16 protein-coding genes are annotated in these 22,728 nt (G+C 63.3%); 7 read left to right on the plus strand and 9 right to left on the minus strand.

Annotated elements, in window-relative coordinates:
* Window positions 1-7 precede the first annotated feature (7 nt).
* Window positions 8-943, minus strand: a complete 936-nt coding sequence (locus COCCU_RS05560) for a hypothetical protein (protein ID WP_156230598.1) — start codon at window positions 941-943, stop codon at window positions 8-10.
* A gap of 238 nt (window positions 944-1,181) precedes the next feature.
* Here COCCU_RS05560 and COCCU_RS05565 point away from each other — a divergent pair, with 238 nt between their 5' ends.
* From COCCU_RS05565 to thrB, 6 genes are all read left to right on the plus strand, one after another.
* Complete coding sequence (locus COCCU_RS05565; protein WP_156230599.1) at window positions 1,182-1,838, plus strand: response regulator transcription factor; 657 nt, start codon at window positions 1,182-1,184, stop codon at window positions 1,836-1,838.
* Window positions 1,835-4,207 carry a sensor histidine kinase gene (locus tag COCCU_RS05570; protein WP_156230600.1) on the plus strand — a complete coding sequence of 791 codons (2,373 nt, stop codon included), beginning with the start codon at window positions 1,835-1,837 and terminating at the stop codon, window positions 4,205-4,207. The genes COCCU_RS05565 and COCCU_RS05570 overlap by 4 nt, the downstream gene beginning before the upstream one ends.
* Before the next feature lie 290 nt (window positions 4,208-4,497).
* Window positions 4,498-5,154, plus strand: a complete 657-nt coding sequence (locus tag COCCU_RS05575) for a response regulator transcription factor (RefSeq protein WP_156230601.1) — start codon at window positions 4,498-4,500, stop codon at window positions 5,152-5,154.
* Window positions 5,154-7,484, plus strand: coding sequence for a hypothetical protein (locus COCCU_RS05580; RefSeq protein ID WP_156230602.1), 2,331 nt, complete (start codon window positions 5,154-5,156; stop codon window positions 7,482-7,484). Before COCCU_RS05575 ends, COCCU_RS05580 begins: the two co-directional genes overlap by 1 nt.
* Before the next feature lie 211 nt (window positions 7,485-7,695).
* Window positions 7,696-9,033, plus strand: coding sequence for a homoserine dehydrogenase (locus COCCU_RS05585; protein WP_156230603.1), 1,338 nt, complete (start codon window positions 7,696-7,698; stop codon window positions 9,031-9,033).
* A 1-nt stretch (window position 9,034) separates the two neighbouring features.
* Window positions 9,035-9,964 (plus strand): homoserine kinase, encoded by a 930-nt coding sequence (thrB, locus tag COCCU_RS05590; RefSeq protein WP_156230604.1) that lies wholly within the window; start codon window positions 9,035-9,037, stop codon window positions 9,962-9,964.
* A 111-nt stretch (window positions 9,965-10,075) separates the two neighbouring features.
* Here the strand turns inward: thrB and COCCU_RS05595 are convergent, their stop codons facing one another.
* From COCCU_RS05595 to COCCU_RS05630, 8 genes are all read right to left on the minus strand, one after another.
* Complete coding sequence (locus COCCU_RS05595; RefSeq protein WP_156230605.1) at window positions 10,076-10,795, minus strand: helix-turn-helix transcriptional regulator; 720 nt, start codon at window positions 10,793-10,795, stop codon at window positions 10,076-10,078.
* A complete protein-coding gene (locus COCCU_RS05600; protein ID WP_156230606.1) occupies window positions 10,792-12,732 on the minus strand; it encodes an ATP-binding cassette domain-containing protein in 1,941 nt (646 codons plus the stop codon). Before COCCU_RS05600 ends, COCCU_RS05595 begins: the two co-directional genes overlap by 4 nt.
* A gap of 1 nt (window position 12,733) precedes the next feature.
* The gene (gene modA / locus COCCU_RS05605) at window positions 12,734-13,489 is read right to left on the minus strand and encodes a molybdate ABC transporter substrate-binding protein (RefSeq protein WP_156230607.1); all 756 of its coding nucleotides are present in this window, start codon (window positions 13,487-13,489) and stop codon (window positions 12,734-12,736) included.
* Between the two features lie 183 nt (window positions 13,490-13,672).
* Window positions 13,673-14,452 (minus strand): respiratory nitrate reductase subunit gamma, encoded by a 780-nt coding sequence (gene narI, locus COCCU_RS05610; protein ID WP_156230608.1) that lies wholly within the window; start codon window positions 14,450-14,452, stop codon window positions 13,673-13,675.
* Window positions 14,453-14,467: 15 nt separating this feature from the next.
* Window positions 14,468-15,157: a nitrate reductase molybdenum cofactor assembly chaperone gene (narJ, locus tag COCCU_RS05615; RefSeq protein WP_156230609.1), complete on the minus strand. Its 690-nt coding sequence runs from the start codon at window positions 15,155-15,157 to the stop codon at window positions 14,468-14,470.
* Window positions 15,157-16,773, minus strand: coding sequence for a nitrate reductase subunit beta (narH, locus tag COCCU_RS05620; RefSeq protein WP_156230610.1), 1,617 nt, complete (start codon window positions 16,771-16,773; stop codon window positions 15,157-15,159). The genes narJ and narH overlap by 1 nt, the downstream gene beginning before the upstream one ends.
* Window positions 16,773-20,513, minus strand: coding sequence for a nitrate reductase subunit alpha (locus tag COCCU_RS05625; protein ID WP_156230611.1), 3,741 nt, complete (start codon window positions 20,511-20,513; stop codon window positions 16,773-16,775). The genes narH and COCCU_RS05625 overlap by 1 nt, the downstream gene beginning before the upstream one ends.
* Window positions 20,514-20,615: 102 nt before the next feature.
* The gene (locus COCCU_RS05630) at window positions 20,616-21,950 is read right to left on the minus strand and encodes a nitrate/nitrite transporter (RefSeq protein ID WP_156230612.1); all 1,335 of its coding nucleotides are present in this window, start codon (window positions 21,948-21,950) and stop codon (window positions 20,616-20,618) included.
* Between the two features lie 284 nt (window positions 21,951-22,234).
* Here COCCU_RS05630 and COCCU_RS05635 point away from each other — a divergent pair, with 284 nt between their 5' ends.
* Window positions 22,235-22,720, plus strand: a complete 486-nt coding sequence (locus COCCU_RS05635; protein ID WP_156230613.1) for a MogA/MoaB family molybdenum cofactor biosynthesis protein — start codon at window positions 22,235-22,237, stop codon at window positions 22,718-22,720.
* Window positions 22,721-22,728 lie beyond the last annotated feature (8 nt).

A 22,728-nucleotide genomic window follows, 5' to 3' on the forward strand; every position in this document is an offset into this window, starting at 1 on the left:
GCCGGTCTCAGGGCAGGCTGCGATAGGGGAGAAGTACCACCAGCATCCCCACCAGGATGGCAATGGCCAGCGTGATCAGGGATCCCGTGGCCTGCCCGGGCTGGCTGCTCTCAGCGAGCTGAGTTTCCTCCACGGTATCGGCATAATTCAACTCACGTGGAGCAGCGGCCAGGACCTCTTCGGTGGAGGTGGTGTCCTGAATGACCTTGTGCTTCGGCGTGGTGTCACCCTCACCCGGGGCAAGGAGGGGGAATTTCCCGGAATATCCCTCGGCGCAGGCATGATAGGCGGCGTTGACGGAGATAATGTGATCCAGGTAGTCAATGTCCTTGGCCGCCTGGATCTGCAGGTCCAGCAGGCCTTCCGAGGCGCCGGGGATCCGGGCGGGCCAATAAGCATCCAGATCATCTTCCACCAGGGGTTGGAAGTTCAGGAAGAGTCGGGTGTTGGAACGATCCCATTCATCCTGGGACACCAGGGTGGCGGTTTTATAGCGCAGGCTGTGGTCCCGGTGGGCGGCGGGAAGGGAAGCGAGATTGATGACGGTTTCGGGGAGCTCCCCATCATGGAAACCGGTGGCCATACCGCGCTCATTGATGTGGTCATAAGCTCGGGCAACATAACCCTTGTTGGGAATCAACGGGACCCGGTCCGGGTGGGAGGTGGCCCATTGGTGCAGGTCCTTGAATTTCATTTCCAGATCAGGGTTTTCCCGGATCAGACGCTGGTGCACCGCCTCCTGGAGTTCCTCCTCAGCATCCAGCGTGGCGCGGATATCTGTCTCACTGACCTCGAAGGAACATTTTTCGCCCTTCACTGAGACGGAGATGGCGGAAGCGGTGGGTGCCATGAAAAGGGTGACCCCTGCCAGGGTAATGCCGCTCAATGTGAGTGCGAGCACCCTGGGGCGGGGGCGGGACTTCCGGAGCTCATTCACCTTCATCAGAGAAATACCTTTGTCACCTGTCTTGGAAAACCTTGTGGACACCGAAAACCGATGCCATTCCAAGGACAAAGATATATAACAAAGGAGTCTCGCAATAGCCACATTTTAGTGTGACCCGCAAAGTGGGGGCAGGAGGTGGAGGTGGTGTGGGCCCCGACATTTAGGGGCATTCTAAAAAATCCCCAGGGGTCTAACATGAGAGATGCCCTATTCCTTGATGATAGATTACTAAAACATGACAATAAGAGTCCTTGCAATTGATGATCACCAGGTAACCCTGTTGGGGGTTCGTTCGATCCTTGCCGCAGCCGAGGGCTTTGAGTTCGTCGGCGGCCATTACACCCTGGCCGAGGCACTGGATCAGATCAACGATCCCGACCAACCCGAAATAGATGTTGTGCTGCTGGACCTGAGGCTGGGTCCGGACAGCGATCCCTATGACAATGTCCAGGCACTGGTGGCAACCGGGGTGGAGGTGCTGATCTACAGCTCCCTGGAAAGCCCCTTCCTCGTCCGCCGTGCGATGAGCGCCGGCGTCGCCGGAATCCTGGAGAAGTCCGTGGAGCCGCAGATCCTACGGCGCGCCCTTGAGGTGGTGGCAAAGGGCGGAACCTACGCCACCGCTGAATGGGCGGGCATCATTGATGCTGATCCGCTCTTCAACGCCGTGGATCTTTCGCCCCGACAGCGTGAGGTCCTCGAACTTTATGCGATGGGGGAGTCCGCCAAGCGGGTAGCCACCATCACCGGCCTGGCCCAGGAGACGGTCCAGGATTATCTGGGCCGGATCCGGGTCAAGTACTCCCTCGCAGGGCGTCCCGCTGTGAGTAAGGTGGAGCTCTACCAACGTGCACAGGAGGATGGGTTCCTACCGGGTCCCTTTGAATCATGACACTACCCGGCTGGTTCTTTGAACCTGCCCCGCTACGACGCCCCGGTGTTCTCGCCGAGGGCGTCGAAAAGCGTTATTGGCGCAGTCGGAGCGCCATCCAGAATCTGATGCGGATGGTGGCCTTCGTCTGCGGTTTCGGCCTGTTCTTCGGCGTCATCCTGCTGCGGGGGCGCTGGGATCAGACAATGAACCCGGGCAGCTGGCAATTCAACCGGATCGATGTCTGGGTCGAGATTCTCTTGGCGATGTCCGCACTCTCGGTCATAGTCGCAGGGTTCCGGCACCAGTGGGAATGGTACCTGCTCACCTTTCGGCTCACCGCGGGAATCTACATCTCCGCCCTGACCTACCAGGTGATTGGCCTGCTCAACGGTTCCTCCCCACTGGGGGATCTGCACCTCTCGGACTTCGCCGGCTATCCGGCGGTGCTGCTGATACTCTCGGCACCCCGGAAGATCGGCTTCCCCCTGGCCTTCATCATGATGGCGGTGGTCAGTGCCACCCATCAGGGATGGCCGTTGACCATGGCCAATCTGGTGGAGGCAGCCTGGGCCTTTCTCGTCGTCCTGCCCTTCATGCTGCTGCTGATCTCAACGTTGCGGGTCTGTGAGGAGATCGATCAGGAGGCCAGCCGAAGACATGCCGCTGACCTGAGACTGGCACGTTCACGCTCCCTGTTGGAGGCGGAGACCCGCTTCCTGGGGTACATGCATGACCAGGTGCTACACCACCTGGATGGGGTACGACGGGGATTGATCGCCCCGGAGCCACTGCCGGTGTACCTTCCCTCCGACATGCTGGAGGTGGGTGGCTCCCTGAAGATGCGGCCCGAGCGGGCGGTCCTGGAGCTGATTGACACATTGCACCGTCAGGATCCGGAGCTGCGGGTGGATCATCCGACAGAGTTTCCCAGCTCCGGGGGTGTTCCGGCGGATGTCATGAACCTGATCTCCGATGCTGCCCTGGAAGCCCTGGACAACAGCATGAAGCATGCGGCGGGAAGTGATCGTCACGTGGAGATCTCCTTCCTCGTGGGGGACGATGATGATTGCACGGGCTTCACCGCGACCCTGGTGGATGAAGGGCCGGGATTCCGGGTTGAGCAGATCCCGGCGGAACGCGCCGGGGTCCGGGTCTCCATCCTCGGTCGCATGAGTTCCATGCCGGGGCTTTCCGCCAGGGTGGATTCCACACCGGGAAAGGGAACCCGGGTCCGGTTGAAGTGGCGGGAACCGAAACAGCAGATGACTCAGGGACTCCCGGGGGAGCAGCCGCGGAGTATCCGCAATATCTTTGATCCGGGCCGTATCTACAACCCCATATTTGCGGTCTTCGTCTTCCTGGTCTGCGGCCTCATGGGGCTGGGCCACCAACATGGGGGAAACGGGTTCGAGTTCGCTGTGGCCATGTTCCTGTTGCTGCTGGCGATGGTGGGGCTGATGCGGGGCAAGGAGAGCAAGCTTCCCCGGGGCACCACCCTGATGGTGGTGGTCTGTATCTGTCTATTCCTGCTGGTGGCTGCCCGGGAACCGCTGGGGGAGAATGGGCTCTGGCCACCGGTATGGTATCCCCTCGTACTCACCCTGATGTGCCTGCTACTGGCGATCCGGGGCCGGATCATCTTCGCCTGGATCCTGAACGTGGGTGGGTTCTTCGCCATCCACTGGATTGAACAGGACCTCTTCGTCCTCGAATACCTCAGTCCGGAGAAGATGACTGGTCTGCTCCACCTGCTGATCCCCGGCACCCTGGCACCCCTGGCGGTCCGTTGGATCCTGAAGAGCTTATCCGCGGTGATGCTGGGGGATTCAGCGAAGGAAACTGACCTGGTGGTGGCTGCCACCAGGCGTAGCTACCTCACCGACTCCGCCGCCTGGCTGGAAAGACAACTCAGTGCAGTGCTGGATCCGGCCCTGTCTGAACCACGGCGAATCTTCAGCGCAAGCCTGTTGGAGCTGCGGCTGCGTGATGCGATCCGTTCCCCGGGTTTCGATGAGCGGGAAACCAACCGCCAGGTCTGGCAGGCTCGGCGCCGTGGGGTGACCGTCAAACTCAGTGATGACCGCAGTGATGCCCACGGGGTGGACCCCGATCCACAACCCCTGACCCATGCGGCCACCCATCATGCTCTGCAGCGGATGCTGTGGGTGGCTGATATCCGGGTCACCGCCCGTATGCTTCCCGTCGGCCGCAGCATCTATGCCACCATTCTGGCGGAATTCTGGGGAGATGACGGGGAACCGGATGTGAAGCGGATCCAGATCACCCCGGGAATGTCGCTGAGTGAGGTGGATGCCCACTTCGAGGGGGAAGAGGGGAATCTTTCCCCCTCAACGGAGTGCGAGCAGTTCGAAGCGGATAAAAATTAACCATGGGAAACTTCGGGGGAGACTTCACGCACCCCAGTTTCCTGGTGAACCAAGGCGGATCACTTCCCCTATTCTCATTTCTCATATAATTATCAGTAAATGCAATATGGCTCCTCAGTTAGGGTTCTCCGAACGTGATATCAGGGCCCTGGTGGGCGCTTAGTGAACATCACGGATCCCATTGACGAGAGCAAATGCAAAATTTCCGTAGAGATTATCATTAATACCCTTAAATAAGAATATTGGAAGATTCTTGCCTATTTCCCTTAATTCCCTGCTACTTTAAGGTTATGACAATCAAAGTGGTGGCCATTGATGACCATGCTGCGGCGCTTGCCGGCGTCAGCCATGTGCTGGGGGATACCCCGGATTGCGAAGTCGTCGCAATGGTTCACACCGTCGATGAGGCCCTTGACCGGATCTGCCGGAGAATTCCCACCGACATTGACGTGGCCCTGCTCGATCTACGGCTCACTGGTGGCAGTGACCCCTTCAACAACGCCAGGTCGCTCATGACTGCGGGGGCACATGTGCTGGTCTACAGCTCTTTGGAGAGTCCCTTTCTGGTGCGCCGGGCCCTGAAAGCCGGGGTATCGGGAGTGGTGGACAAGTCTGCGGACACCGACACCCTGGTCACCGCAATCCGTGAGGCGGCTGAAGGGAAAACCGTGGCCAATGCCAACTGGGCGGGGATCATCGACTCTGATCCACTGCTCAACGCGGTGCAACTCTCCCCGCGACAGCGGGAGGTGCTCGAACTCTACGCCATCGGAGAGTCCGCCAAGCGGGTCGCCTCCATCACCGGGCTTTCCGCGGAGACCGTGCAGGATTACCTCAGCCGCATCCGCACCAAATATGCCCTGGCTGGACGCCCGATCCAGAGCAAGATTGATCTTTATCGTCGAGCTCAGGAGGATGGCTTCCTGCCCGGGCCCAGGGACATGTGATGCCGGAGTCTACTCATCTGCGGCCCCATGCCACCGCGAGCGCCGAACTGCCGGCGGACTTCCACGAACCAGCCCCACTCCGGGAGCCGGGACGACTTTCGGAGGGTGCGGAGCAGGGTTATCTCCGTTCTCGGACGGTCTCCCTGAGTCTGCTGCGGATGGTCTCCCTCGGCGCAGGACTGCCCTGGCTCGCTTATATGCTGCTGGGCGTTTATGGACGTCGCGAATTGGTCGAGGGTTCCCGGTTTCCCGCCGACCCTCTGATATCCAGCGTGTGGCTGCTTCTGATCAGCCTGGCGGTGGTGGTTATCTACGCCGGTTTCATTCACCGGAAACGCTTCTACTTCTGGTCCATGCTGACCGCCGGGGGCATCTTCGTCGCGATACTCCTGGTGCATGTCAGTCTGATGCTGGTCACTGGAGACTCACCGCTGAAAGAGATGTATCTGGGGGATTTCACCGGCCTTCCGGTAGCTCTGATGGTCACGGTGCTGCCCTCGCCGTGGGCCCTGGGCATGGCGTTGGTTGGAGTGGCTGCCGCGGCCGCGGTGAATCAGGGTTCCCCGCTCGGATTCAACATGGCCCTGGAGATCGCTCATTCGGTTCTGGTCATGCTGCCTTTCCTGCTGTTCCTGCAATCCGGGCACAGGGTGGCCAGGCTGCTGGATGACCTGGCGACCCAGGCCCACATCACGGCCAGTCGGCTGGCCCGGACCAAGGCCCTCAGGGAGCTGGAGACCCGCTTCCTGGGTTATCTCCATGACAATGTGATGAACACCCTCGACGCCATCCGCCGCGGGGTGCGCAAACCAGAGATCAGTGCCTTAGGCTTCCGCACCTTCGAAACCGACACTGCTGCCGGATCCGTCCAGCTCAGTGCACAGGAGGTGGTCGAAGAGCTGATCTGGCAACTCCGGGAACTCGCCCCGAATCTCCAGATCCACGCACCTGGGAAGCTACCGGAGTCGGTGACCATCCCGGCGGATATTTCCGCCGTGCTTGGCGACGCCGCGCTCGAGGCCGCCCACAACACCCTCCGCCACGCGACCGGGGCACCTGCCTATGCCGAGATCGATGTCGAGCTGGACGGGGAGGAATGCATCGGTCTCAAGGTGCGCATCCGGGATGAGGGGCCAGGTTTTGACCCGGAGAAGATTCCCGCCAGCAGGGCCGGGCTCCGGGTGGCGATCGCCGGCAGGATGCACGCTGTGGACGGATGCGACCTGGAGCTGCACACCGCGCCGGGGGAGGGCACTGAAATCATCCTGTCCTGGCACCGGGACGGGCCGGTGGGCACCTCCTCCGATGTTGAGGTGCCCACCGCCTATGACCTGGTGGGCATGGGCCGGGTCTTCCGGCCCCGCAATGTCCTGATCGCCTGGGGGGTGTTCTCCGCCATGAGTCTGAACAACGCCCACCACAGTCCCTGGCTGTGGATATTCTCATTGGCGCTTGTCCTGATTGCACTGCTGATGTGTGTCCAGGGAGATCAGCTCCGGTTGCCGCTCAGCTCTACTCTGGTGGCGGCGGTTGCCGCGTTGGTCTTCTTCACGGTGGCCAGATTGGATTTGGCGGGCGCCGCCCCCCTGTGGCCACGTGCCTGGTACCCCTGGGTGTTCATCCTGTTGTGCTCCTATCTGGCGCTCCGGGACCGGGGATGGGTGGCCTGGGGAACCTGGGGAACTGGCCTGATCATCAGCGAGTTGCTCTCCCAGCGTTATTTCACGGAAGTGGCGGAGCTGGCCTCGGTGATCGCATTGTCCAGTGCGGTTCTCCTGCCGGCCACCTTGATTCCCGCCGTCATCAAGATGACCGCCCGGGCGCTGCCGCTGGCGTTGGCCGCCAGCCAGGATGAGGTCATCTCGATGGAGGTGGTCGCCGGGCAGCGTCGATTTCTCAGCGACACCTCCACCTGGATCAGCCGGCAGGTCTCAGCCATCTTGGAACCCCGTTTCCCCGCGGATATCCGCCGCATCAATGCGCACCTGCTGGAACTGAAACTGCGGGACGCGATCCGTTCCCCGGCCTTCGTCTCCGCGGAATTGAACCGGGCAGTCTGGGATGCCCGGGCCGCTGGAAGGGGAGTGCAGATTCTCGATGACCGTTCCGAACCGGGCACCCCGCCAGGAGAAGAAGACCGTCTGCCGCTGCGCAAGCTGCATGAACATCTGATCGAGCTGCTCGAAAACGAGGATTTCAGGGAGTTGACGGTCCGGCTCTTCCCGGTGGGCCGCGCCCACTTCGCCACCATTTTGATCACCCCCCGGAAAGGTGAGGAGATCCGCCGGGTGGATATTGCGAATGAGAGCTCCGTGCCGGGAGTCGGATGAATAATTCCCGGCCCTGAACAAAGACAAATAAGACAGCTTTGTCTATACTTGTCCGGGTGCGGTGTGACGCCTGGAAGTCGCACCCCCCCCGGGTGTGATCCCTGTGCCCGGTCCGGTGGGACTGAGAAATACCAGTTAGAATCGCCGGAAATGTGCCCGTCGTATCCTTCGGCGGGCGAAAATGCTTGATTGACCCCGACCCTGGAGAGATATGACCACGACAGCTCAGCGCACATACAACCCCGGCAAGGGCGTGGGAGAGCCCGTCGGTATCGCCATTCTGGGCCACGGCACCGTAGGCCGGGAGGTCGTGCGCCTGATGCACGAGTACTCCGAGGATTTCACGCAGCGTATCGGGGGACCCCTGGAGCTCAAGGGGGTCGCCGTCTCCGACAAGGAGAAGCACCGTGGCACCCTGGCCGAGGATCTGCTCACCGATGACGCCATGTCGCTGATCGAACGCGATGACGTCGACCTGGTCGTCGAGGTCATCGGCGGCATCGACTACCCCCGCAAGCTGGTCCTGGCTGCGCTGAAGGCTGGCAAGTCCGTGATCACCGCCAACAAGGCTCTGGTGGCTGCGCACGCCGCAGAACTCTCAGAGGCTGCCGATGCGGCGAATGTCGACCTCTACTTCGAGGCCGCCGTCGCCGCCGCCATCCCGGTGGTCGGCCCGCTGCGTCGTTCCCTCGCCGGTGACCAGATCGAGTCCGTCTCCGGCATCGTCAACGGCACCACCAACTTCATCCTGGACGCCATGGACTCCACCGGTGCCAACTACGATGACATGCTGGCCGAGGCCACCGCGCTCGGTTATGCCGAGGCTGACCCGACCGCCGATGTCGAGGGCTATGACGCCGCCTCCAAGGCCGCCATCCTCGCCTCCCTCGCCTTCCACACCCGCGTCACCGCCGATGACGTCTACTGCGAGGGCATCACCAACATCACCTCTCAGGACATCGAGGCCGCCAAGAAGGCCGGTTACACCATCAAGCTGCTCGCCATCTGCGAGAAGCTCACCGATGCCGAGGGGAAGAAGTCCATCTCTGCCCGTGTCCACCCCACCTTGATTCCCCGGGAGCATCCCCTGGCCTCCGTCAGCAAGTCCTTCAACGCCATTTTCGTCGAGGCTGAGGCTGCCGGTCGTCTGATGTTCTACGGCAACGGTGCCGGTGGTAACCCCACCGCCTCCGCTGTGCTGGGCGATATCGTCGGCGCGGCCCGCAACAAGGTCCACGGTGGCCGTGCCCCCGGTGACTCCACCTACGCGAACCTGCCGATCGCCGACTTCGGTGAGGTGCCCACCCGCTACCACATCGACATGGAGGTCATCGACCGCACCGGTGTGCTGGCCGAGATCGCCAGCCGCTTCTCCGCTGAGGGCATCTCCCTGCGTACCGTCCGCCAGGAGGAGGCCGGCGAGAACGCCCGCCTGATCGTGGTGACCCACACCGCCCTGGAATCCGATCTGGCACGCACCGTGTCACAGCTCCAGGAGAGCGAGATCGTCAAGTCCGTCAACAGCGTAATCCGCCTCGAAGGCGAGTGATATGGCGATCGATCTGGAAATCGGGACCAAGGCCAAGGTGACGGTCCCTGCCTCCTCCGCCAACCTCGGCCCCGGTTTCGACACCCTCGGCCTGGCACTGAGCCTCTACGACACCGTCGAGGTTGAGGTCACGGCCTCCGGCCTGGAGATCGAGATCTTCGGGGAGGGCGAGGGGGAGCTCCCCCTCGACGGCTCCCACCTGGTGGTCAAGGCCATCCGGCAGGGCCTGGCGGCAGCGGATGCTGACGCCCCCGGCCTGCGTGTGGTCTGCACCAACAATATCCCGCAGTCCCGTGGCCTGGGATCCTCCGCCGCTGCCGCGGTGGCCGGTGTGGTCGCGGCCAACGCCCTGGCAGGTTTTCCCCTGGATGAGGAGAAGATCGTCCAGCTCTCCTCAGCATTTGAGGGCCACCCCGACAATGCCGCCGCCTCCGTGCTCGGCAATGCGGTGGTCTCCTGGACCGAGATCCCGGTGGACGGCCGCAGCGTGGCCTCCTACCGGGCGGTTGAGATTCCGGTGCACAAGTCCATCCGGGCCACCGCCCTGGTGCCGAACTTCCATGCCTCCACCCAGGCGGTACGACGTGTGCTGCCCAGCCACGTCACCCACACGGACGCCCGTTTCAACGTCTCCCGCACCGCGGTGATGACCGTGGCCCTACAGAACCACCCGGAGCTGCTCTGGGAAGGCACCCGTGACCGGTTGCACCAGCCCTACCGGGCGGATGTTCTCCCCGTGACCGCGGAGTGGATCAACCGCCTGCGCAACCGTGGTTATGCCGCCTACCTCTCTGGCGCTGGACCCACCGCGATGGTGCTCTCCCAGGAGCCCGTCAGCCCGGAGATTCTGAACGAGGCCCGCGAAGCTGGGCTGCGCGTTCTGGAGCTTGAGGTTGCCGGACCGGTCAAGGTCGAGGTTTCCGCGGCTTAGGTTTCTTCCCCGCCGCAGGGAATAAGGAAAAGGCCCCCTGGGGAGATGCACTGCTTCAGTACATTTCCCCAGGGGGCCTTCGGCATGCAAGGGGGGTGAAGCTCAGCAGGACTACTCCGCGCTGACCTCCGGGTTTTGCTTCCCCTCCAGCTGGAAGTTCACACTGCAGCGCCCCGGCCCATCAAAGGGGCGGATGCTGATCTTCATCGGGCCCTGCGCTCCGACGCTCTCCTGCAGGAACCCCTCATGGATGGCGCAGATGAAAGGGGAGGGACGCTGCTCCCCGATGATGAAGGGGCAGCTGAGCAGGGAAAGCTCGGCACGGTCCTCCTGCTGTTCGGCGGTGTGGGGGTCATAACCCATCTCACGGAGCTTGTGGAAGAGCTCGTTCAGCGGTTCCTCCAGGCCCTTCCATTCATGATTGGTGGTGTTCATGTGGATGGCCCACTGCGCGCCGATGGCCTTGGCCCGGGCGATGGCTTCCGCATCCGGGTGCGCGGAATCCCCCAGGGATCGGGCGAGCACCTCGATCAGGGAGATGTACTCATGGGCCACGGCCCGGTTGTCGGGGACCCGGACCTGGAAGATCAGGGAGGGGCGCCCCCTGCCGGTGGCGGGTGCGGTCACGGTGCGTACCGCTTCCTGGGCGATGAGTTCCTCCAGGTGGCCGCGAACGGTGTTGACGTGCATCCCCAGCTCAGCGGCGATTTCCACGGCTTTGGCACCCTTTGGGTATGTCTGCAGGACAGCGAGAACCTCCCGCTGTTTCGGGCTCAACCGGAGTGATTCGGCGAAGATATCGGGTGCTGAACGGGGTGGGGGTGTGCTCATGATTGACTTCTCTTCCGGGGTGGTCGGGCGTGGATGTTCACCGCAAGTGCCTTGGTCACGCACTCCACCTCCATTCCTTCCTGCAGTTCCAACGCGACGGCGGACCGCCGGGTCACCGGGACCGTGATCTCATTCTGTCCGGGAAGTTCCACCCGGAGTACCACGTGGGATCCGGGCACCGCATTTACTGCAATGATCCTGCCCCGCCAGTTATTCCGAAAAGATTCCCGGGGCTCGCTTCCCGGCAACCGGATCGAGGTGGCCTCCGGTGGGAAGGTGGCCACGGCATTTTCACCGACCAGGGCCTTATAACCGGAATCCGGAACCCCGGTGATCAGCAACCCATTTACCTCAATGCTAACTGTGTCCGGGGTGATTCCGGTAATTTCACCGGCCATCCGGTTGAGCCCGGCGAGGCTGGCGACGAAGTCATTCGGTGGCACGTTGAGCAGGTCGGCAGGCCTGCCCTGGGCCACGGTCCGCCCCGCCTCCAGCACCACGAGGTGGTCCGCCAGTCCGGAGATGTCCACCGGGTCGTGGGTGACCAGGATGGTGGTGCGGTCCCTGGCGGTGGCCTTGAGCAGGCGACGCCAACGTGCGGTGGCGGCCACATCAATGGCGGCCAGGGGTTCATCGAGGATGAGCACCCTGGGTTTTGCCGCCAGCGCCCGGAGTAGGGCGACCTGGGCGGCCTGCCCACCGGAAAGCGCCGGCACCTTCACCTCCGCCAGCTCCTGCAGACCAGCGGCCTCAAGCAGCTGGAAGCTCAGCTCCCGGTCACGGGTGACCATGGTGACCGTCGCGGCGACGGTGGCGGTGCGTGGCAGACCGGGGCGCTGGGTCAGCAGCACCACACCCCGTTGGTGTGCCGCCCGGAACTTTTCCCCGTCCACCACCTGATCACCGATCTTCACCCGGGCGCCGCGGAGCCGCCCGGCCAGGGTGCCCACCAGGGTGGTTTTGCCCGACCCGTTGGGCCCGATGATGGCGGTGGTGATATTGGCGGGGAATTCGGTGGTCACACCGGCTGCCTCATGGGTCAGGGGGAGACCCGAGTCGGGGCGGCACAGTTCCCGGATCCTCGCGGTATCGAGCGGGCCGATGGCGCGTGGGGTGGGTTTCGGTTCACGTTTCAGCGCCAGGGGTAATCCGGCGATGGCCAGGGCGAGGATCGCCAAGAGGATCAGGATGACGGCCAGTACATAGGAGGCACCGGGGTCGATCTCACGTTGCAGGTAGATGCCCAGGGGCATGGTGCGGGTGCTCCCCGGCATGGAACCGGCGAAGGTGAGGGTGGTGCCGAACTCACCGAGGGAGCGGGCGAAAGCCAACCCACCGCCGGTGGCGATGGCCGGTGCGACAGCGGGCAGCGTGATCTTGGCGAGCACCTCCGTGGGGCTCAACCCCACCCCGGCGGCGCTGGCCGGTATTTCCCGGTCAATCTGCCGCAGACCGGATTCCACGGCGACCACCACATAGGGCAGGGTGATGAAGACATGGGAGGCGACGACACCGGGGAAGGCGAAGGCGAACTGCAGGCCCAGGGCGTCGAGAAGCGGGGCGGTGACCCCACGGTTGCCGATGGCCGCGGTCAACGCCAGCCCGGCGACAACCGGGGGCATGGCCAGGGGCAGCAGCACCAGGAGCCGAACCAGCCCGGATCCGCGGTGCAGCCCCGCCAGCCACACCGCCAGCGGCACCCCCAGCAGCAGGGTGATCAGGGTGGACTGGAGTGCGGCGTAACCGGTGACCTGCAGCAGTTCGAGGGTGTCCGGCTGGCGGAGGACCTCCCCGAAACGTTCCCAGGGCACTCGGGCGGTCAGGGCGAGCACCGGCCCGATGATCACCACCACCGCGATCAGGGCGATGATGAGGACCGGGACCGGAATTCGGGTAGGCGCCGGGCGGGGGGTGGCGCGATGCGCGGAGGCACTCATGTTAACTGGTGGGGGTGAAGCCATTGTCCTGCCAGACCGCGGCCATATCCGCACCTCTGATCAGTTCCACCAGCTCGGCAGCCTGATCCGGGTGGGTGCTGTCAGCGGTGACGGCAGCGTAGAGGGTGTTGGGCACTTCCCCGGCACCGGGGATGTCGATGACCTCGACGGCATCCCCGGCGGCCTGGGCATCGCTACGGTAGACCCAGCCGGCATCCGCCTCCCCGGAGGTGACCTTGCCCAGGGCGTCCGCGACGGAGTGCTCGAGACTGACCGCCTCAACCTGGTAACCCTGGTTGCCGATGATCTCCGCGGCGACCCGGCCACAGGGGACCTGCGGATCACAGAGCACCACATTGGCCTCAGTGAGGGAGTCATCCACCCCGGTGATGCCCGCCGGGTTCCCCGCCGGAACCACCATTACCATGGAGTTCGTGGCAAAGGCCACCGGATCTGCCACCACGCCGCTTTCCACGGCGGAATCCATGACCGCCCGGTCGGCGGTGAGCAGCACATCACCCGGGGAACCATCAGTCAACTGCTGCACCAGGGTGGAGGAACCGGCGTTGATGAACTCCAGGTGGTGCCCGCTCAACTCCGCCAGCTCCTCATTGACCACCCGTGTTGATGCCGCGCCCAGCACCATCAGCTCCACCGACTCAGCGGTGGTGCCGGAGATAGCGGGGGAGCAGGCAACCAGCAGGATGCTGGCGCCGGTCAGGGTGATCAGGCTACGCAGGGCGGGAAATTTCAACATGGGGGCGGTTTTCAGCTTTCCATCGGTATGTGCTGGACACTTACTCAGCATATGGAGAAATCCGTTGAACCAGGAGAACCCGGTTTCCACCCCGGATTCAGGTGAGGGACAGACATCCCATGGGAGTCGAAAACCGGGCCCAGACAACCCATGTCCGAACCCGGTTTCCGTGGGGGAAGCAGATCAGGCACCGTGCCAGCGGGCTTCTTCGTCAATCTGATCCTTATTGGACTGCACCGGCTCCCAGGCCACGTGGTGTCGCGCCGGGCTGGCGGTGATATCCCGGGAACGATAGATCACATAGGGGCGGGTGACATAGCCGACGGGTGCGGAGAAGGCGTGCACCAGGCGGGTGAAGGGCCACAGTGCCATGAGGGTGAACCCGGAGATCACGTGCACCTTGAACTGCCAGGGCACATCCGCCATCAGTTCCGGCTGGGCGTTGAAGACCAGCAGCTGGCGCAACCAGGGGGAAATGGTCTCCCGGTAGTCATAACCGTGCGGGCCGCCCAAAAGCTGCAGCGAGATGGTGGCGATGGTGCCCGAGAGGATCGCCAGACCCAGGAAGAGGTACATCACCTTGTCGGAACCGGAGGTGGCCAGGAAAACCGAACGGTTGACCACCCGGCGGTAGAGCAGTCCGGCCAGACCCAGCACCACCGCGATCGCCGCCAGGGTGCCCGGGTAGGTGGCGATGACGTGGTAGAGCTCATCAGTGATGCCCACCGACCGGGTCCAGGACTTCGGGATCGCCAGTCCCATCAGGTGGCCGACGATCACGAAGACCATGCCCCAGTGGAAGAGCGGGGAGGACAGGCGCAGCAGCTTGGATTCGTAGATCTGGGAGGAATGGGTGGTCCAGCCGAACTGGTCGGTGCGCCAACGCCAGAACATGCCGAGGAAGAAGGCGACGATGCACAGCCAGGGAAAAGCCACCCACAGGAAAATTTCATAGGAGGACATGAGGGGGACTCCTTGCTAGTTATGGTCCGTTTGATGGGTCGGGAAGGGAAGGGGTGTGCCGATACCCACCATCTCTGCTGGTGGACCACTGCGGATCAGTTGCATGTAGTTGTCGGCTGTTTTCTGGTCGATCTCCGGCAGCCCCATGGTCAGGGCCACCACCAGGTGGGCGAAGGGGGAATCAACCTGCTGCAGGGCGGCGCGCAGGACCTCGATCCCGTCCCGGTGGGCGGAAAGAATCTCGGTGGCCCCGGCATGGGCGGTGGGGTCCCCGGTGGCCGCGGCCTCCAGGATCACCCCCAGGTGATCCGCCAGTTCCTCACGGGCGAACTCGAAGCCCAGGCCCTGCAGTTGCTGACGGAACGCCAGGATCGCGGCCCCACGCTGCCGGGTGTCACCCACGGCGTAGTAACTCAGGTACAGCGAACAGCGACGCCGCTGGTCGAAGGTCTCCACGAAATGGGTCTCCATGCCACGGAATCCCATCCCCCGGGCAGCTTCCAGGAACTCATTGAGTTCCAGGGCCACCGGTGCCGGCAGCCCCTCAACCTGCTTGTCGACGGCCGCGAGAATCTCGCCGTAGCGCTGGTCGGGGTAGTCCAGCAGCAAGGAGGCGATCATGAAGAGGGCACGGCGCTGTTGCTCATTCATCCGTACCGGTCTGGCGAATTTCTCGGGCAGCCGCCCGGTGAAGGTCCGTTTCATCAGGACTCCCTGGAGTCGGGGAACATCGAGTCAGGTCGTTCATCCGGGCCCCAGGACAGCAGGTTGACGGTGCCGGCCTTGGTGCCTGAACCACCACCGCAGCCCTCATCAGAGCAGGCCGACGGTGCGCCCATACCCAGGTCATCGAAGTGCGCCAGGGGTTGGGTGGGGTCCATGTCGCCGAAGGGGTCCAGGCTGGTGATGCCACGCGGGGTTTCCGGGGAGGCGGTGGGGATCACATAACGGTCGTCATACTTGGCGATCGCCAACAAGCGGTACATCTCCTGGATCTTCTTCCCCGTCATGCCCACCGCCTCGGCGATCCGCTCCTGTGGTTCATCCCCTAAGTTGATGTCACGCATATAGGAACGCATGGCCACCAGACGACGCAGGGAACGTTCCACCGGGGCGGTGTCCCCGGCGGTGAAGAGCCCGGCCAGGTACTCCAACGGAATCCGCATCGTCGACAGGGCGGTGAAGAGCACCTTGTCATCCTCACCGTCATTGCCGGAGGCGGTCACCTCGTCCACGATCGGGGAGAGCGGTGGGATGTACCAGACCATGGGCAGGGTGCGGTACTCAGGGTGCAGCGGCAGAGCCACCTCGTACTTGAAGATCAGGTCCCACACCGGGGACTGCTGGGCGGCGTCGATCCAGGAGTGGGGGATGTTCTCCGCGATGGCGGCCTCCACCACCCGCGGGTCATGCGGATCCAGCAGCAGGGACTTCTGGGCCTCATAGAGATCCTGGGGATTCTCGGTGGCGGCGACCTCCGCGACGCGGTCCGCATCATAGAGCAGCACGCCGAGGTAACGCAGGCGGCCGACACAGGTCTCCGAGCACACGGTCGGCTGACCGACCTCCAGGCGCGGATAACACAACGTACACTTCTCGGCCTTGCCCGAACGGTGGTTGAAGTAGACCTTCTTGTAGGGGCAGCCGGAGACACACATGCGCCAACCCCGGCAGTGGTCCTGGTCAACCAGGACGATGCCGTCCTCGGTGCGCTTGTACATCGCACCGGAGGGGCAGGAGGAGACACACGTGGGGTTGAGGCAGTGCTCGCAGATGCGGGGGAGATAGAACATGTAGGCGTCCTCGATCTCCTTGGCCACCTTCAGGTTCATCTCCTTGAGCACCGGATCCTCATCCAGCGTGGTGGTGGAACCACCCAGGTTGTCATCCCAGTTGGAGGACCATTCGATCTTGGCCAGGGGACGGCCGTCGATCTGGGAGATCGGGCGGGCCGTCGGCTGCGTCTTCTGCCCCTTCGGCGCACTCAGCAGCTTGTCGTACTCATAGGACCAGGGTTCGTAGTAGTCCTTGATGCCCGGCATATTGGGGTTGTGGAAGATGGTGGCCAGCTTCTTCAGGCGGCCACCCGCCTTGGGTTTGAGCTTGCCGTTGGCGGTGCGGACCCAACCGCCCTTCCACTTCTCCTGGTCCTCCCAGCCGCGGGGATAACCCACGCCGGGCCGGGTCTCGACATTGTTGAACCAGATGTACTCGGTGCCTTCACGATTGGTCCATGCCTGCTTACAGGTGACGGAGCAGGTGTGGCAGCCGATGCACTTATCCAGGTTCATGACCATGGCGATCTGAGCCATAACCTTCATTAGTACTCAACCTCCTGGGAGCGGCGACGGATCCGGGTGACCTCATCGCGGTTGTTTCCGGTGGGCCCGATGTAGTTGAAGCCGTAGGTCAGGTGGCCGTAGCCACCGGCGACATGGACCGGCTTGATCATGATCCGGGTCAGCGAGTTGTGGGTGCCACCACGACGCCCGGTGTGTTCGTTGATCGGGGTGCCGGTGGTGCGTTCCTGGGCATGGTTCATGAAGACCGTGCCCGCCGGAATACGGTGACTGACGATCGCCCGCGCAGAGACGATGCCGTTGCGGTTATGGGCCTCCACCCAGTCGTTGTCGGCGACACCGAGCTTCTCGGCATCCTTATTCGACATCCAGATCACCTGGCCACCCCGGGACACCGAGAGCACGTGCAGGTTGTCGTAGTACTGGGAGTGGATGGACCATTTATTGTGCGGGGTGAGATAACGCACCGTCACCTCCTGCTCACCACGCTCACCGGTGACCATCTCACCCGGGCCGGTCTCACCGTTGAGGTGCAGGCGGTCCAGCGGCGGGCGGAAGATCGGCAAGGACTCGCCGTAGTCCATGTACCAGTCATGGTCGAGGTAGTAGTGCATCCGACCGGACAGGGTGTGGAAGGGCTTGTCGAACTCGATGTTGATGGAGAAGGCGGTGTAGCGGCGGCCATTACGCTTGTCACCGGTCCACTCCGGGGAGGTGATCACCTCCGCCGGACGTTCCTTGACCATGTCCCAGTTGATGTGGGTGCCCACCGAGTCCTCATAGAGCGGGGACATGTCCGTACCCACCCGCTTGCCCTGGTTGGTGAAGCCCTCACGGGCGACCGCACCATTGGACACACCGGAAAGGTGCAGGATCATCTCCGCCACCTTCGGGGCGGTGTTCAGGTCGGGGAGTTCCCCCGCGGAGAGAGTGGGGGAGGTGCCGTTGATCAGCTTCAGTTCTTCCACCTGCTGGGACACATCATAGGAGGTGCCATGCACTCCGGTGCCCTTCTCCCCGGTCAGCGGACCCAGGTGCATCCACTTCTCATGGACCTTGGTGTAGTCCCGCTCCACCGGGATCAGCTTGGGCATGGTCTTGCCGGGGATCAGGCCAACCTCGGCGATGTCGGGGATGACACCACCTGGCATGTTCAGCTCATCCGGGGAGTCATGGCCCAGCGGGGCGGTGATCACATCCTGCTGGGTCCCCAGCCAACGCTCCGCCAGACGGGAGAAGGTCAGGGAGAGATCCCGGAAGACCTCGAAATCGGTGCGCGCCTCCCAGGGCGGGTTGATCGCCGCATTGAAGGAGTGGATGAAGGGGTGCATGTCCGTGGTCGAGAGATCATGCTTCTCGTACCAGGTGGCCGCCGGCAGCACCAGATCAGAAACCAGGGTGGTGGAGGTGTTGCGGAAGTCCGTGGTCAACATCAGGTCGAGCTTTCCTTCGGGGGCCTTCTCCCGCCAGCGGATCGACGCGGGCCGCTCCTCCGGACCCAGCTCCTCAGCGGTGTCATCCGAGTCCACGCCCAGCATGTGGCGCAGGAAGAACTCGGTGCCCTTGGCGGAGGAACCCATCAGGTTGGTGCGCCAGTTCAGCAGGATGCGGGAGTAGTTCTCCGGGGCATCCGGATCCTCGCAGGCGAACTCCAGGCGGCCGTCGGTGAGCTCATTGACGATGTGATCCGACACCGGGATCCCCTGCGCGGCGGCCTCGGAGGTGAGTACCAGGGGGTTTCGGTTGAACTGCGGATAAGCCGGCATCCACCCGCGTTTCATCGACTCGATCAGGGTGTCGGCGGTCATCTTCTCACCCACGCTGCCACGGTTGGCCAGCGGGGAGGCCAGCCGGTCGGCACGGGTGTTGTCATAGCGCCACTGGTCGGTGAGCAGGTAGTAGAAACCGGTGGTGATCATCTGGCGCGCCGGGCGTTGCCAGTCCAGGGCGAAGGCGTACTGGGACCAGCCGTTCATGGGCCGCAGCTTCTCCTGGCCGACGTAGTGGGCCCAGCCGCCGCCGTTGACTCCCTGGGTGCCGCACATGGAGGTCAGTGCCAGGAAGGTGCGGTAGATGGAGTCGGCGTGGAAGTAGTGGTTGACACCGGCGCCCATGATGATCTGGGAGCGACCCCCGGAGTCCACCGCGTTCTGGGCGAACTCCCGGCCCAGGCGGATGGCCTGGTGGGCCGGCACACCGGTCAGTTCCTCCTGCCAGGCGGGGGTGCCCACCACAGCGGCATCATGGTGGTCATCAGGCCACTGGCCGGGCAGGTTCAGTTCCGGTCGGTTGACCCCGTAGTGGGCAAGCATGAGGTCATAGACGGTGGTGACCTTCTGTCCGTCGACCTCCCGCACCGGGACGCCGCGGTGGACCACACCAGCACCGATGGGGCCGGCCTGTCCCTCCACGCCGGGCAGATCGAAGCGGGGGAAGAGCACCTCGGCGGTGCCCTGGGCACCTGCCTCAGCCACGGACATCACCGAGGTGACACCGTCCTGACGCAGGTTCCACTTGCCGAGGCCCTCTTCACCGAAGCGGTCAGCGACGGTGCCGCCCGGGTCGACGACCGAGCCATCTGACTGCATCACCAGCAGGCGGTGGGCGGCGTTGGGGGTCCGGGCGAGCTCCTCGTCCTCGGTGGTGGCGGCGGTGAGGAACTTACCCGGGGTCCAGGTGCCGTCTTCCCGCTGATCCAGGGCGACCAGGAAGGGCGAATCGGTGTATTTACGCATGTAGTCCATGAAGTAGGGCGTGGACTGCCCGACATGGAACTCGGAGAGTATGACATGCCCCATGGCGAAGGCCAGCGCGCCGTCGGTGCCCGGGTTGATGCGGGCCCATTCATCGGCGAACTTGGTGGAGTCGGCGAAGTCGGGGGAGACCACGACCACCTTGGTGCCCTTGTAGCGGGCTTCCACCATGAAGTGGGAGTCCGGGGTTCGGGTGACGGGGATGTTGGAGCCCCACATCATCAGGTAACTGGAGTTGTACCAGTCACCGGATTCCGGGACGTCGGTCTGATCACCGAAGGTCTGGGGTGAGGCCGGAGGCAGGTCGGCGTACCAGTCATAGAAGGACAGGGCCACACCCCCGATCATCTGCAGGAAACGGGTTCCCGCCCCATAGGAGATCTGGGACATGGCGGGGATGACGGTGAAACCGGCGATCCGGTCCGGGCCGTACTCACGGATGGTGTAGACGTGCGCGGCGGCGGCGATCTCAATGGCTTCCTCATAGGGGACGCGGATCAGGCCGCCCTTGCCGCGCTGGCTGACATAGGCGTGGCGTTTCTCGGGGGTTTCCACGATTTCCCGCCAGGCCAGCACCGGGTCCCCCAGCCGTTGCTTGGCCTCCCGGTAGGCGTCGACCAGGGCGCCGCGGGCGTAGGGGTAGCGGATGCGGGTCGGGGAGTAGGTGTACCAGGAGAAGGAGGCGCCGCGGGGGCAGCCGCGGGGTTCGTAGTCCGGCATTTCGGAGCCGGTGGAGGGATAGTCCACCGCCTGGGATTCCCAGGTGATCACGCCGTCTTTGACGTAGACCTTCCAGGAGCAGGAACCGGTGCAGTTCACCCCGTGGGTGGAGCGGACCATCTTGTCGAAGGACCATCGGTTGCGGTAGAAGACATCGGCCTGGCGGCCGCCCTGGAGGAAGATCTGCTGTCCCTGACTGCCGCTGCTGCCGCGGCGCAGGTAGGTGCCGAACTTGAACAGTGGGTTGGTGCTCTGCTCAGTCCCTGACTTCGGGTGAGTCGTGCTCATGTGGGTCCTATGCTTGTCGTTTCAACGGAGGCCTTGTTCAGTTATCAGGCGTGCTCCGGATGGGGGCTGGTCCTTCCGGAGCACGTCCGAGCATGAGGATTTCTAGCCCGGGTAGGGCGCACCAGGTCGGGCGTAGAAGATCCAGGTCAGGGTGGTGGCGAAGGCGAAGAAGACCACGCAGCCCCAGAAGAAGATGGTCGGTGCCATCAGTGAGAGCAGGATGCCGGCGATGAAGGGGCCGAAGGCGGCGATCGCCCCGGTCCAGCCGATCACCCCTCCGGACTGTCGTTTGGGCAGGATCATCGGCATCTGTTTGAAGGTGCCGGCATTGCCCAGACCGGTGAAGAAGAACATCACCAGCATGGAACCGAGGAACCACCAGAACTCATCCGGGGATTCCGGGTTGAGGAAGAGGGCTGCCACGGCGGTGAAGATGGTCATGCCCACACCACCGATGAAGGTCCAGATTGCACCGCCGAAACGGTCACAGAGTGGGCCCCACATGGCTCGGACGGCGGCCCCGATCATGGGGCCGAGGAAGGCGTAGGCGGCACCGCGGGGCAGGTCTTCGATGGAGTAGGTCTCGGCGAAGGGTGAGCTGAGGCCGAAGACATTGTTGATGATCAGGGCCAGCTGGGCGGCGAAACCGGAGAAGGCCCCGAAGGTCATCAGGTATACGACGGTAAGGACCCAGGTGTTGACATTGCCGAAGATGTCGATCTGCTGCCGGAAGTTGGCCTTGACCGGAACATCCTTGAGGTAGATCCAGGCGATAACGGCCATGATGACCGCCCAGGGGGCCAGTACGATCGCCGGGTTGTGGACGAAGATGCTCTCCCCGTCAGCGGCCCGCTGCGGGGCGAGGAAACCGATGCCCAGCAGGGTGAAACCCATCAGCCAGGGGGCGACCAGCTGAATGAAGGACATGCCGAAGTTACCCAGACCGGCCTGCAGTCCCAGGGCGGTGCCTGCCATCCGCTTGGGGAAGAAATAGCCGGTCGAGGGCATGAAGCCGGAGAAGACACCCCCGCCGATTCCGGAGATGAATGCCAGAACCAGGAACCACCAGTAGGGGGTGGAGGTGTCCTGCACGGCGAAGAACCAGCCGAGCATGGGGATCACGAAGAGCAGGGAGGAGAGACTGACCAGCTTCCGGGTTCCCAGGATCGGTGGCAGGAACATGAAGATGAGTCGGAAGATGCCGCAGGCCAGGCCTGGGATCGAGGTGAGCCAGTAGAGCTGGGAGGTGCTCAGATCAAAACCGATCTGGTTGAGCATCGGTGCGATGGCCGAGACCAGGTACCAGGTGGCGAAGCCAATGAAGAGAATGGTCGTGGAGATCCAGAGGGTTCCCCAGGCGATCCTGGAGTCCCAGGTTTCCTCGTTCTCCGGATTCCATCCCTCGAGGACCCGTCCCCGGGTGTTTAGAGCTGTCACAGATTCCACCTCACAGATAAGTAAGTTGCAATAGTTTCTTCTGGGCCAGCTGGTGTTCTGAATCATTCTGAACCGGGGGGCTGACGGCGAAGACTCACCTCAAGAATATATGGGCTGACCTGCGCTGTCGACTTTAAAGACGATCTTTTCCGTAAATAAATAGGGCATATTAATGTGAGCTAATTTGTTGTCGCAGGTCACAATGGGGGGCGCGCTCGCAGATGTGGGTCTGTGCTTCAATGTGGGATATCAAGAGGTTCTACGGAAAGAGGGGAGCGGCCGAGATGGAGGGTCGTCAAAGTGTTCCGGGGGCGGTCATCGTGGTCTCAGACCGCTGCCTCAACGGGGAGCGTGAGGACACGGCCGGTCCTGCTGCGGTGGCCGCCCTGGCGGAGTACGGGGTGGAGGTGGAGGAGGTCATCCTGGTGCCCGAGGGAATGGATGAGCTCACGGCGCAACTACGTGCGGCCCTGGCCGCAGGTGTCAGGGTGATCATCACCGCCGGCGGCACCGGGGTCGGGCCCCGAAATTTCACCCCGGAGGCCACGAAACCATTGTTGGAGCTGGAACTTCCCGGGGTGGCCACCCAGATTCTGCTGGCCGGGTTGGCCTTCACCCCGCAGGCGGGCCTGTCGCGCGGACTGGTCGGGTTGACCGGCCGGGGGCCCGATGCTGCGGTGATCCTCAACGCCCCGAGTTCCCGGGGTGGGGTGCAGGACGCGGTGGGGGTGCTCGGCCCCCTGCTACCGCGCCTGCTGGACAAGGACTAGCTGCTCAA

The organism is Corynebacterium occultum (assembly GCF_009734425.1).
Lineage (GTDB): Bacteria > Actinomycetota > Actinomycetes > Mycobacteriales > Mycobacteriaceae > Corynebacterium > Corynebacterium occultum.